General features: G+C 72.2%; 10 protein-coding genes. 5 read left to right on the top strand and 5 right to left on the bottom strand.

Annotated elements, in window-relative coordinates; genetic code table 11:
• The first annotated feature begins 46 nt into the window (after positions 1–46).
• Positions 47–871 carry a SigB/SigF/SigG family RNA polymerase sigma factor gene (locus OHB44_RS12085; RefSeq protein ID WP_091401616.1) on the top strand — a complete coding sequence of 275 codons (825 nt, stop codon included), beginning with the start codon at positions 47–49 and terminating at the stop codon, positions 869–871.
• Positions 872–987: 116 nt separating this feature from the next.
• Here OHB44_RS12085 and OHB44_RS12080 read toward each other — a convergent pair whose 3' ends face one another.
• Genes OHB44_RS12080 through OHB44_RS12070 form a run of 3 tightly spaced genes read right to left on the bottom strand, consistent with a single transcriptional unit; the run spans position 988 to position 3,762 of the window.
• On the bottom strand, positions 988–1,578 hold the full coding sequence (locus OHB44_RS12080; protein ID WP_238682902.1) for a GNAT family N-acetyltransferase: 591 nt from the start codon (positions 1,576–1,578) through the stop codon (positions 988–990).
• Positions 1,575–3,086, bottom strand: a complete 1,512-nt coding sequence (locus OHB44_RS12075) for an APC family permease (RefSeq protein ID WP_238682901.1) — start codon at positions 3,084–3,086, stop codon at positions 1,575–1,577. The genes OHB44_RS12080 and OHB44_RS12075 overlap by 4 nt, the downstream gene beginning before the upstream one ends.
• Positions 3,087–3,135: 49 nt before the next feature.
• Positions 3,136–3,762, bottom strand: a complete 627-nt coding sequence (locus tag OHB44_RS12070) for a GOLPH3/VPS74 family protein (protein WP_266303068.1) — start codon at positions 3,760–3,762, stop codon at positions 3,136–3,138.
• 183 nt (positions 3,763–3,945) lie between these two features.
• On the opposite strand from OHB44_RS12070, the gene OHB44_RS12065 reads away from it, so the two are divergent.
• Genes OHB44_RS12065 through hrpB form a run of 3 tightly spaced genes read left to right on the top strand, consistent with a single transcriptional unit; the run spans position 3,946 to position 7,581 of the window.
• Positions 3,946–4,770 (top strand): helix-turn-helix domain-containing protein, encoded by an 825-nt coding sequence (locus OHB44_RS12065; RefSeq protein ID WP_266305185.1) that lies wholly within the window; start codon positions 3,946–3,948, stop codon positions 4,768–4,770.
• Positions 4,771–4,811: 41 nt separating this feature from the next.
• Positions 4,812–5,012, top strand: coding sequence for a DUF397 domain-containing protein (locus OHB44_RS12060; protein ID WP_112678514.1), 201 nt, complete (start codon positions 4,812–4,814; stop codon positions 5,010–5,012).
• 28 nt (positions 5,013–5,040) lie between these two features.
• Positions 5,041–7,581, top strand: a complete 2,541-nt coding sequence (gene hrpB / locus OHB44_RS12055; protein ID WP_330440815.1) for an ATP-dependent helicase HrpB — start codon at positions 5,041–5,043, stop codon at positions 7,579–7,581.
• Positions 7,582–7,589: 8 nt separating this feature from the next.
• On the opposite strand, the gene OHB44_RS12050 is transcribed toward hrpB, so the two are convergent.
• Positions 7,590–8,315, bottom strand: coding sequence for a PP2C family protein-serine/threonine phosphatase (locus OHB44_RS12050; protein WP_238682898.1), 726 nt, complete (start codon positions 8,313–8,315; stop codon positions 7,590–7,592).
• A gap of 273 nt (positions 8,316–8,588) precedes the next feature.
• On the opposite strand from OHB44_RS12050, the gene OHB44_RS12045 reads away from it, so the two are divergent.
• Positions 8,589–11,198, top strand: coding sequence for a glycoside hydrolase family 9 protein (locus tag OHB44_RS12045; RefSeq protein ID WP_330440814.1), 2,610 nt, complete (start codon positions 8,589–8,591; stop codon positions 11,196–11,198).
• Between the two features lie 65 nt (positions 11,199–11,263).
• Here the strand turns inward: OHB44_RS12045 and OHB44_RS12040 are convergent, their stop codons facing one another.
• Entirely contained in the window at positions 11,264–11,920 is a 657-nt protein-coding gene (locus tag OHB44_RS12040; protein ID WP_330440813.1) for an HAD family hydrolase, read from the bottom strand.
• Between the last annotated feature and the right edge of the window lie 121 nt (positions 11,921–12,041).

Genomic DNA, 12,041 nt, shown 5'->3' with positions numbered 1-12,041 from the left:
CGTCACGTCTTTTTAGTCAGCGGACGAGGTGCAGGGAGGACCACCCATGACCGCGCCAACGATCACCGAGCAGCCGAGCGCCGCCGTCAAGGCCACCACCAAGCTCGACCCGCGCGCTCTCACCGACAGCGCCGCCGACCTGCTCAACGCGATGGCGGCGCTGCCCGCCAACCACCCGTCGCGCGCCGCTCTGCGGGACCGGGCGATCGAGGCCTGGCTGCCGCTCGCCAACCACCTGGCCCACCGCTACAGCGGGCGCGGCGAGCCGAACGACGACCTGGCGCAGACCGCCGCTATCGGTCTGATCAAGGCCATCGACAAGTTCGACCCCGAGCGCGGTGTCGACTTCGCCGGTTACGCGATCCCCACCATCATCGGCGAGCTCAAGCGGCACTTCCGGGACCGCACCTGGGACATCCGGGTGCCCCGCCGGCTCCAGGAGCTGCGGCTGGCCATCTCCGACGCCAACAGCTCGCTCCTGCAGACCCTCGGCCGCTCGCCGACGGTCGCCGACATCGCCGCGCACCTCAAGCTCACCGAGGAAGAGGTGCTGGAGGGCCTGGAAGGCGCCCGCGCGTACAACGCGGTGTCGCTGTCCACCCCGACCGGCGACGGCGAGCGCGCCACCGAGCTGGGCGACATGCTCGGCGGCGAGGACAGCGAGTTCGAGCTGGCTGAGCTGCGCGTGGCCCTCGGCCCGGCGCTGGCCACCCTCGACGAGCGCGAGCAGAAGATCCTCACGCTGCGCTTCTACGGCAACCTGACCCAGTCGCAGATCGCCGACCAGATCGGTGTCTCGCAGATGCACGTATCGCGGCTGCTGACCCGGGCGCTGACCAAGCTGCGCGGCCAGCTCGACGGCACGTACTGATTAGGTGACGAGCGGAGGGCCGGGTCCATTGGACCCGGCCCTCCGCTTTTGTCAGTGCTGTCACGCGAGCGTGACAGTGCGACCACAGGACGTGCTGGTCGCGTCTACCGACCGGCTCAGTGCCCGACCGGCTCCCGCCACATCGGCCAGAACGGCGTCCCGTCGGGCACCCGGAACGGCTCGCCGGCCAGGTAGCCGTGCTTCGCGTACAGGTCCCGACTGCGCGGGCTGCTCGCCTCCAGGTACGCCGGCATCCCGTTGGCGTCCAGCCAGGCGTGGTGGTGGCGCATCAGCGCGCTCCCCAAGCCCTGCCCCTGCCGGTCCGGCCGGGTCGCCAGGAACGCGAGGTGGTGGTGATCCGGATGCGGGTGGTTCGCCGCGAACAGCTCGTCGAGGTGCTGGAACCGGTCGGTCCACTCGCCGCAGGCGGCGGCCAGTCGGGCGTCGTAGTCCGCCGGCGGCGGCGCCGGCTCACCGACCGACGGAAACCAGACCGCGACCGAGGTCCGGTCGGCTGTGGCGTGGACGATGCCGTGCCGCATCGCGTGCCCGACCAGGATCTCGAAGTCGCCGGCCAGTACCGCCTCCCGCTTGCTCGGGTCGGGGACCAGCCAGTACGTCACCTCCAGGACGGTGAACGCCTCGGCGATCCGACCCGCCACGAGGGTGGTCTCCTCCGGCCCGAGTTGCTCGATGACCACGCTCATCGGGTCACCTCCACGGCGGCCGGCGCCTCCGGCTTGACGGCGGCCGCGGCGCTCGCCGCACCCAGGCCGATCCGGGCGTACGTGTCCGGGCGGTTGCTGCGCAGCAGCAGGGCCCAGCCGATGCCCAGCAGGGCGGCCACCGGGTACGCGGCGGGCAGCGCCCAGCGCAGCGTCGAGTCCGGCGCGACGCCGAGCAGGTTGGCGAAGTTCGACACGGCCAACCAGATGATCACGAAGAGCGCGATGGTGGCCAGGCCGGGCGCGATGGCCCGTCGCCAGAGGTTCTCGCCCCCGGCGGAGCGGGCGAAGTAGGCGATCACCGCCACCGAGGTGGTGGCGATCAGCAGCAGGACACCGAAGCCGCCGGTGGTGCCGACCCAGAAGAAGAGCTGGACCACCGGATCCCAGCCGTTGATCGCGTACAGCAGGATGACCAGCAGCCCGAGGACGCTCTGCGCCACCGAGGCGGCCCGCGGCGCCCCGGTACGGGCCGAGGTCTGCCCGAACACCGCCGGCAGCACCCGCTCCCGACCGAGCGCGAAGGTGTAACGGGCCGTGGTGTTGTGGAACGAGATCATCGCGGCGAGCACCGAGGTCAGGAAGAGCACCTGCCCGATGGTGACCGCGGTGTCGCCGAGGTGCGCGGCGGCCAGGTTGAAGATGAGCCCGACGCTCTGTTCGCCGGCCTCGGCGACGATCTGGTCCTGCCCGACAGCGACGGTCATGGTCCAGGACGACAGCGCGTACAGCCCAGCGATGATCGCCACCGAGAGGTAGGTGGCCAACGGCACCGTCCGCTTCGGGTCCTTGCTCTCCTCGCTGAAGACCACCGCCGACTCGAAGCCGACGAAGCCGAGGACGGCGAGCACCAGCACCGCGCCGACACCCGGCACGAAGAGGTTGTCCGGCGAGAACGGGGCGAAGCTGACCCCGCCGTCGGCCGGGTTGCCGAGCTGTCCCAGGTCGAAGACGAGGACCACCACGATCTCGGCGACCAGCAGCGCGGCCAGGACCATGCCGTTGAGGTCGACCCGGAGCAGGCCGAGCAGGCCGACCAACGCCCACGCCACCAGGGCCACTACCGCCCAGTGCGGGTGCCCGCCGAAGAGCCGGTCGAGCACCGGCTCGGCCGCCACGCCGATGGTGCCGTACAGCCCGACCTGCAACGCGTTGTACGCGATCAGCGCCACCCAGGCGGCGCCCACGCCGGCCGGTCGGCCGAGGCCACGGGAGATGTAGGCGTAGAAGGCGCCGGCGTTCTCCACCCGACGGGACATCGCCACGTAACCCACCGAGAAGAGCGCGAGCACCGCGGCGATCAGCAGGAAGGCCAGCGGGATGCCGGTCACCCCGATGACGCCGTAGCCGGTGGTGACGACGCCGGCCACCACTGTCAGCGGCGCGGCGGCGGAGAGGACGAAGAAGATCACCGAGGGGATGCCGAGGCGGCCTCGGGCCAGGGCTTCGGAGACGTTGCTGGGTCGGTCGACTGTCGATGTCGGGGGCATACGACTACTCCGATTGACGAGGGGAGGGTTGGGGGTTACCGGAGGGAGATCAGGGAATGCCGCGCAGCACGGCGGCGCCGACGGCTGCCTCGGTGTGCCCGACGAGTTCCTTGAGTGGCGCCGGCAGCGCGGGGATGAGGACGTTCAGCCGGTGGTGCGCGCGGGGGCCGGCGCTCCACAGCACCTCGCGGGTCAGTCCCGCGGCCACCACCAGGCCGAGCAGCAGGGCGTCCGGCACGCCCGGCGGGTCCGGCCGGTCCAGCAGGGCCCGCAGCCGGGTGGCCGGCCAGGCCACCGCGTTGAGGTCGATCGGCAGGTAACTGACCGAGGTACGCAGCAGCCGGCGACTCTCCTGGCGGCGCAGCACCCCGGCGCGGGCCAACCGCTCCCCCACCGAGGTCGTGGCGCTCTGCGCCAGGAAGCTCAGCCAGGTGCGCAGCTCCCGGTGCTGGGACTCACCGACCAACTGGTCCAGCACCGTGTGCGCCAGGGCATCGGCCGGCGGACGCCGGTCGATGACGGTGATGTGCCCGGCCGTGACGGTGATATGTCCATAGAGGATCAGCTCACCGAGGAGCCCGCCGGCCAGCCCCAGCCCGGTCGCCGCCGGGTGCAGCTTGGCCTTGCCGCGACTGTCGTTGTGTGCGATCAGGAAGAACTCGTCGGCGATGAGCAACGGTCCTCCCGCACAGGTGTGTCCACAGTGATCGCGACCGGGAAAGGATGCACCGACAGCTACTGCAACGCAACTCCCAGATTCGAAAGTTGCACTCCGTGCATATGCGACCTGCGGATCTTGTCGTGGCAGACTCGGACGGTGACCGCCACTCCCGCCATTCGGCCCGCCGCCAGCCCCACAGTGCGGCGACGCCGCATCGCCCGGGAACTCCGCCAACTTCGGGAACGCGCGGGCATGACACTCGATGTGGCGGCCCGTCAGCTCGACATGTCGAAGAGCAACCTCTCCCGCATCGAGACCGCGCAGATCGGCATCAAACCGCGTGACGTCCGAGCGGCTCTCGCGCTGTACCAGGTGACCGGTTCGGATGCCGAGGCGCTGATCGAGATCGCCCGGGGAGCACAGCAGCGCGGCTGGTGGCAGAACTACAGCGACGTGCTCCCGGAGTGGTTCGAGTTCTACGTCGGGCTGGAGGCCGAGGCGGCGGCGCTGCGCACGTACGAGGCCGAGTCGGTGCCCGGGCTGTTGCAGACCGAGGCGTACGCCCGGGAGATCTTCCGGCGCACCGCCGGCGAGGACGGTCTGGAGCGCAAGATCGCCGCCCGGCTGCGCCGGCAGGAGGTGCTGCGCCGCGAGGACCCGGTCGATCTGTCGGTGATCCTCAACGAGGCGGTGCTCCTGCGCCCGGTCGGCGGCGCCGCCGTGATGGCCGAACAACTGGTCCACATGAGCCGGATCGCGCAGCTACCCAACGTGACAATCCAGGTACTTCCCTTCACCGCTGGCGGGCATCCCGCGATGAGCACCCCGTACGTGATCCTCAACTTCGCCGATGCCGCCGACGCGTCAGTGGTTTACCTGGATAACCTCACGATGGGGCTGGCTCTGGAGGAAGCCGATCATGTGCTCGGGTATAGCCTTCTGCACGAGGAGCTGTGCCGGATGGCGCTCGATCCGACGGCGTCGTTGACCCGTCTTGAGCATGCTTCTCGTAACTTTGCGTGACCGCTTCTGCGGCACGCCGACGCAGACGAGAGGTACCGCGGATGACGGCGTACGACCTGACCCGAGCGGACTGGCGCACCAGCACGCGCAGCAGCGGCAACGGCAACTGCGTGGAGGTCGCGACAGTCGACGGTCAGGTCGCCGTCCGGGACAGCAAGGACCGCTCCGGCCCGGTGCTCGCCTTCGGTGCGACGGCCTGGCGGGCGTTCGTGCTCGGCGTCGGCGAGGTCCGTCGCTCCTGACGCACCCGTCCCGGTGCGAGACTGGGCCGTGCTCTCCGACGTAACAGTTGACCTGCCGGTCCGTCCGGTGCTGCCGGCGCTTGTCGCGGCACTCGACGCGGCCGGCGCCGGTGTGCTGGTGGCCCCGCCGGGCACCGGCAAGACCACCCTCGCGCCGCTGGCCGTGGCCGACCGGGTGACCGGTCGGGTGGTGATCGCCCAACCCCGCCGGGTGGCGGCCCGTGCCGCCGCCCGGCGCATGGCCGAGCTGCTCGGCGAGCGGGTCGGTGAGCGGGTCGGCTACGCGGTACGCGGCGAGCGCCGGGTCGGCCCGGCCACCCGGATCGAGGTGGTCACCACCGGCCTGCTGGTCCGCCGGCTGCACCACGACCCGGAGCTTCCCGGCACGGGTGCCGTGCTGCTCGACGAGTGCCACGAGCGCCAACTCGACGCCGACCTCGCGCTGGCCTTCACAGTGGAGGCGCGCGCCACTCTCCGGCCGGACCTGTGGCTGCTGGCGATGTCGGCGACCCCGGACACCGACCGGTTCGCCGCGCTGCTGGGCGGGCCCACCCCGGCCCCTGTGGTACGGGCCGACTCGGCTTTGCACCCGGTGGAGCGGATCTGGATGCCTCCGGCGCGCCCGATCGCCCCGCCCGGGGCCGGGCCGGTGGACCGGGCCCTGCTCGACCACGTGGCCGCCACCGTCCGGCGGGCGCTGCGCGAGCACGACGGCGACGTGCTCGTCTTCCTGCCCGGGGCCGGCGAGATCGCGGCGGTCACCGGCCGGCTGGCCGACCTGCGGGAGGTGGTCGCGCTGCTGCCGCTGCACGGTCGTCAACGCGGCGCCGAGCAGGACGCGGCGCTGCGTCGCGCGGACCGGCGGCGGGTGGTGCTGGCCACCGCGCTGGCCGAGACCAGTCTGACAGTGCCGGGTGTGCGGATCGTGGTGGACGCCGGGCTGTCCCGGGTGCCCCGGATCGACCTGGCTCGCGGGCTGGGCGCGCTGGTCACCGTGCCGGTCTCCCGCGCCGCCGCCACCCAGCGGGCCGGCCGGGCCGGTCGGGAGGCCCCCGGGTACGTCTACCGGTGCTGGTCGGCGGCGACCCACGAGCGGCTGCCCGCTCGTGCCGAGCCGGAGATCGCCACCGCCGACCTGACCGGCTTCGCGTTGGAGCTGGCCGCCTGGGGCCGGCCGGACGGCGTCGGGCTCGCGTTGCCCGACGCGCCGCCGACGGCCGCGATGACAGTGGCCCGGGAAACCCTGGAGACCCTGGGCGCTGTCGACGCCGACGGTCGGATCACGGCGCGGGGGCGGTCGATCGCGGCCGCCGGGGCGCACCCACGGCTGGCCCGGGCGCTGCTCGACGGGGCCGGCCGGGTCGGTGCCGACCGGGCCGCCGAGGTGGTCGCCCTGCTCGCCGAGGAGAGCGCGGCCGGCCCCGGTGACGATCTGGTCGCCGGTTGGCGTCGGCTGCGCGCCGGCGTGGACGCGGGCGCGACGGCCCGTTGGCGCACCGAGGTACGCCGGCTGCGGGCCGCGCTGCCTGCCGGCGCCCCGCCGAAGGGCCGCGCTGACGCCACCGGCCGCACCAACTCGGGTGGACTGAGCGACGATCTCGCCGCCGGGCTGCTCGTCGGTCTGGCGTACCCGGAACGGTTGGCCAGGGTGCGGCGGGCGGGCGGTTCGGCGTACCTGATGACCGGCGGGACCGCCGCGGAGCTGGCGGCCGGCTCGGGGCTGACCGGGTCCGACTGGCTGGCGGTGGCGGTCGCGGACCGCACCCCCGGCGCGCCGTCGGCCCGCATCCGCCGGGCCTCCCCGGTGGACGAGGCGACGGCCCGGGAGGCGGCCGGTCCGTTGCTGCGAACCGACCGCGAGGTCGGCTGGTCGGACGGGGACGTGGTGGCCCGGGAGGTGACCCGGCTGGGCGCCATCGAGCTGGTGCAGCGACGGCTGGACCGGCCGGACCGGGCGGAGGTGGCCGCCGCGCTGCTGACCGGCCTGCGCCAGGAGGGGCTGGGGCTGGTGCCCTGGACACCGGCGGCACGGGCGCTGCGCGAGCGGCTCGCGTTCCTCCGGCACCACCTGGGCGAGCCGTGGCCGGAGGTCGGGGACGACTCGTTGCTCGACGCCGCGCCGACGTGGTTGGGCCCGGAGCTGGCCGCCGGGCGACGCCGGGCCGACCTGGCGCGAGTGGACGTGTCGTCGGCGCTGCGTCGGCTGCTGCCCTGGGCACAGGCCGCCCGCCTCGACGAGCTGGCCCCGGAGCGGATCGAGGTGCCGAGTGGTTCTCGGATCCGGCTGGACTACGGCGACCCGGCCGCGCCGGTGCTCGCCGTGAAGCTCCAGGAGACGTTCGGCTGGCCGGCGGCCCCCCGCATCGCCGACGGTCGGGTGCCGGTGCTGCTGCACCTGCTCTCCCCCGCCGGCCGGCCGGTGGCGGTCACCGCCGACCTGGCGTCGTTCTGGCGTACCGGTTATCCGCAGGTCCGCTCCGAGCTACGCGGGCGCTATCCCCGGCACCCGTGGCCGGAGGATCCGGGAACGGCGACACCCACCCGGCACGCCACTCCACGTCGGCGCTGAGCGCCGGCCTACTCCTCGACGACGTCGGCCACCACGACTGTGACGTTGTCCGGCGCGCCGGCGTGCAGGGCCAGGTCGATCAGCTTGGCGGCGCAGGCGTCCCGGTCCGGATAGCCGCTGAGCACCTCGGTGAGGGTGTCCGGGCGGACCACGTTGGAGAGGCCGTCGCTGCACAGCAGCCACCGGTCGCCGGCCCGGGGCACCATTGTCGCGTACGACGGTGAGACCTCTTCGCCCTGCAACGCCTGGGTGACAACGGCCCGGCGCGGGTGGCTGCTGGCCTGGTCCGCGGTGATCACGCCCTGGTCCACCAGCATCTGGACGAACGTGTCGTCCCTGGTGACCTGCTTGAGCACGCCCTCGCGGAACAGGTAGGCCCGGGAGTCGCCGACGTGCGCGAGCGCCAGGCAGCTGCCGGTACGGGCGAAGAGCAGGGCGGTCAGCGTGGTGCCCATGCCCTGGCGCTCGGAATCCTCGGCGACCGCCTGTCGGATCCGGGAGGTGGCCAGCGCGATGCCACCTTCGAGCGCGGCCACCAGGGCGTCCTCGGGTGTCTCCACGTCCAGCGGGGCGAACGCGTCGATGGTGAGGGCGCTGGCCAGGTCGCCGGCGGCCATTCCGCCCATGCCGTCGGCGACGGCGACGAGCCAGGTGCCGGCGTGCAGGGCGTCCTGGTTTCCGCTGCGGATCAGCCCACGGTCGCTCGTTCCCACGGAACGCAGCTTCAGGGTCATGGGAGGCAGCCTGCCAGGCGAAGGGCGCAGTTGTCTCTAGGAGATCAGGACGACGGCGCGTGGCGCGGCCAATCTCACGTCCGGGTGGGGGCGCGTCAGGGTGCCCGCTCGGGCTGACCGCCCTCGTCGGATGCGGAAACCCATCCAACCAGATCAATTGACATGACGTACCGGCACTGGAAACATCGAGCCGATACCTGGGAGCGCTCCCAGCTTCCGTCGCATCACCCTGCCACCACCAACGTCCCACTTTCCGTCCCGGAAGGACTCCCCGTGACGCCATCCCGACGCCGCCTCCTGTTGGCTGCGGCGACCACTCTGGCCCTCACCGGCGCGGGCGCCGGCGCGGCCCACGCCGACCCACCACCGGACGCCCCCGAACAAATCGACAACGGCGACTTCAGCGCCGGGGTGAGCCCCTGGTTCTCCTTCGGCACCGGCGAGCTGGCGGTCACCGACGGCCAGCTCTGCACCACAGTCGCGGGCGGGCTGGCCAACCCGTGGGACGCCGGCATCGGCCAGGACGGCGTCCCGCTGATCGCCGGCGCCGAATACACCCTCGGCTTCGCGGTCTCCGCCACCCCCGGCGCCGCGGTCAAGGCCGTGTTGCAGCTCGGCAGCGCCCCGTACACCACGTACGCGGCAGTGGACGCCACAGCGACCGGCACCCTCCAGCGGGTCGAGCAGACCTTCACCGTCCCGGACGACAACCCCAGCGCCCAACTCATCTTCCAGGTCGGCGGTTCCGCCCAGGCGCAGACCATCTGCCTGGACGACGTCTCGCTGCGCGGCGGCGAGCCGCCCGAGCCGTACGAGCCGGACACCGGGCCACGGGTGCGCGTCAACCAGGTCGGCTACCTTCCCGGCGGCCCGAAGAACGCCACTGTCGTCACCGAGGCCACCGAAGCGCTGCCCTGGCAGCTGCGCAGCGCCGCCGGTGCCGTCGTGGCCAGTGGCACCACCACCGCTCGCGGTGTCGACGCCGCCTCCGGGCAGAACGTGCAGACTGTCGACTTCTCCAGCTACCGCACCCCCGGCAGCGGGCTCACGCTCACCGTGGACGGCGAGACGAGCCACCCGTTCGACATCTCCGGCGCCCTCTACGACCAGCTGCGCTCCGACTCGTTGCAGTTCTTCTACGCCCAGCGCAGCGGCATCGCCATCGACGGTGACCTGATCGGCGACGAGTACGCCCGGCCCGCCGGCCACCTCGGCGTCGCCCCCAACCAAGGCGACACCAACGTGCCCTGCCAGCCGGGTGTCTGCGACTACTCCCTGGACGTGCGCGGCGGTTGGTACGACGCCGGCGACCACGGCAAGTACGTGGTCAACGGCGGCATCGCCACCTACCAACTGCTGAACACCTTCGAGCGGACCAGGACGGCGGCCACCGCCAACGGCGGCGCGGAACTCGCCGACGGAACGCTGCGGGTGCCCGAGCGCGACAACGGGGTGCCGGACATCCTCGACGAGGCGCGCTGGGAGCTGGAGTTCCTGCTGCGCATGCAGGTGCCCGCCGGCAAGCCGCTCGCCGGCATGGTCCACCACAAGATCCACGATCAGAACTGGACCGGGCTGCCCCTCTCGCCGCAGGACGACCCGCAGCCGCGCGAGCTGCACCCACCGTCGACAGCGGCCACCCTCAACCTGGCCGCGACCGCCGCCCAGTGCGCCCGGCTCTTCGCACCGTACGACGCGGCGTTCGCGACCCGCTGCGGCACTGCCGCGAAGACCGCCTACGCCGCGGCCAAGGCCCACCCGGCGGTGTACGCCAGCCCGACCGACGGCACCGGCGGCGGCGCGTACGACGACAGCAACGTCACCGACGAGTTCTACTGGGCGGCTGCCGAGCTGTACCTGACCACCGGTGCGCAGAACTACCTGGCCGACCTGACCGCCTCACCGCACCACACCGGAAACGTGTTCGACGCACGGGGCTTCGGCTGGCAGAGCGTGGCCGCGCTGGGCCGCCTCGACCTGGCCACTGTGCCGAACGGGCTACCCGCCGCCGACCTGGCCCGGGTCCGCGCCTCGGTCACCGCCGCCGCCGACACGTACCTCGTCGAGCTGCGCCGGCAGGCGTACGGGCTGCCGATGCCCGGTGACGCCAACAGCTACTTCTGGGGCGGCAACAGCAACGTCATCAACAACGCCGTCGTGCTGGCCACCGCGTTCGACCTGACCCGCAACCCCGTCTACCGCGACGGCGCCGTACAGGCCATGGACTACATCCTCGGTCGCAACGCCCTGAACATCTCCTACGTCACCGGGTGGGGAGAGCACGCCGCGCAGAACCAGCACAGTCGGATCTTCGGCCACCAGCTCGACCCGAACCTGCCCCGACCGCCCGCCGGCTCCCTCGCCGGTGGCCCGAACGCGGCCCTCCAGGACCCGTTCGTGGCACAACTGCTGGCCGGTTGCGAGCCGATGTTCTGCTACGTCGACGACATCAACTCGTACTCGACAAACGAGGTGGCGATCAACTGGAACTCGGCGCTGACCTGGATCTCCTCGTTCCTGGCCGACCAGGGTGACGCCGGCGCGGTGCCGGCCACCACCTGCACGGCGCGCTACACCAACTACGGCGCCTGGCAGGGCGGCACCGGGTTCACCGGGCAGCTGACCATCCAGAACACGGGCACCGCGGCCATCAACGGCTGGAGCGTGCGCTTCGCGTTCACCGGTGACCAGCGGGTACGCGAGGCGTGGCTGGCGAAGGTCGCCCAGTCCGGCGCGACGGTGACCGCGCGCAACGAGTCGTACAACGCCAAGATCGCACCCGGCGGCACTGTGACGTTCGGTTTCAACGCGACGACGGGCGGCGGCGCCAACCCGGGCCCCGGCCTGGTCACTGTCAACGGAGCGGCCTGCTCACTGACCTGACCGACGTCCTGGTGCCCGCCCGGGGAGGGGCGGTCACCAGGACCGCACGACGCGCGGCCGGCGGGTCAACCGCCGGCCGCGTTGTGCTTCGCCACCAGGCTCGGGAGTTCGTCCAGTGAGTCGATCCGGAACAGGCACCGCTCGGCCACCGTGGAGGGGTCGAGGATGTGCCCCCACGGACCGCGTCGGATCAGGCACGTCTTCATGCCCGCCTCCAGGGCCGGGCGCACGTCGTTGTCGGGCCGGTCGCCGACGTACAGGATCGACGACGCGACACCGCCGCCCGCTGCGACGACCCGCTCGAAGAACGCCGGTGCCGGCTTCGCCACGCCCCACCCGTGCGACGTGCCGATCACGTCCACCGGAAGGTCGAGATCGCGCAGGGTCGCCTCCGCATGAGCTGGCTGGTTACCGGCCAGGCCCACCAACATGCCCTGGTCCTTCAAGGACTCCAGGCACCCCCGCGCGTCCGGGTAGAGATCCTCCTCGGCGAACGACTCCGGCTGGCCGGCAGCCGCCCGACGCTCCAGCTCGACGGTGAGGTCGAAGTCGGGCCGAAAGACCCGGAACGTCTCCTGATAGTCCAGACCCCGAGCGATCACCGCACCGAAGACCGCCGAGAAGGTGTGTCGGGGCACGCCGAGCCAGTCGGCCCAGGCAGCGAACTCGTGGGACTCGTCGAGAATGGTCCCACCAACGTCGAAGAAGATCGCCTCAATCACGTCGCATCCCCCGTCACCGTCGTGATGTCGGTGGATCATAGATGCCGATCACCCCAATGGTGAGGCCCCGAGTTGCCGCCGGACGACCGCGGATGACCGATACGGCGACCCGTCTCCTGGT

The sequence above is a fragment of the Micromonospora sp. NBC_00821 genome, from assembly GCF_036347035.1.
GTDB lineage: Bacteria > Actinomycetota > Actinomycetes > Mycobacteriales > Micromonosporaceae > Micromonospora > Micromonospora hortensis.
The sequence above is the reverse complement of the archived record's forward strand: the minus strand, read 5'-3'. Positions and strand labels throughout refer to the sequence as shown.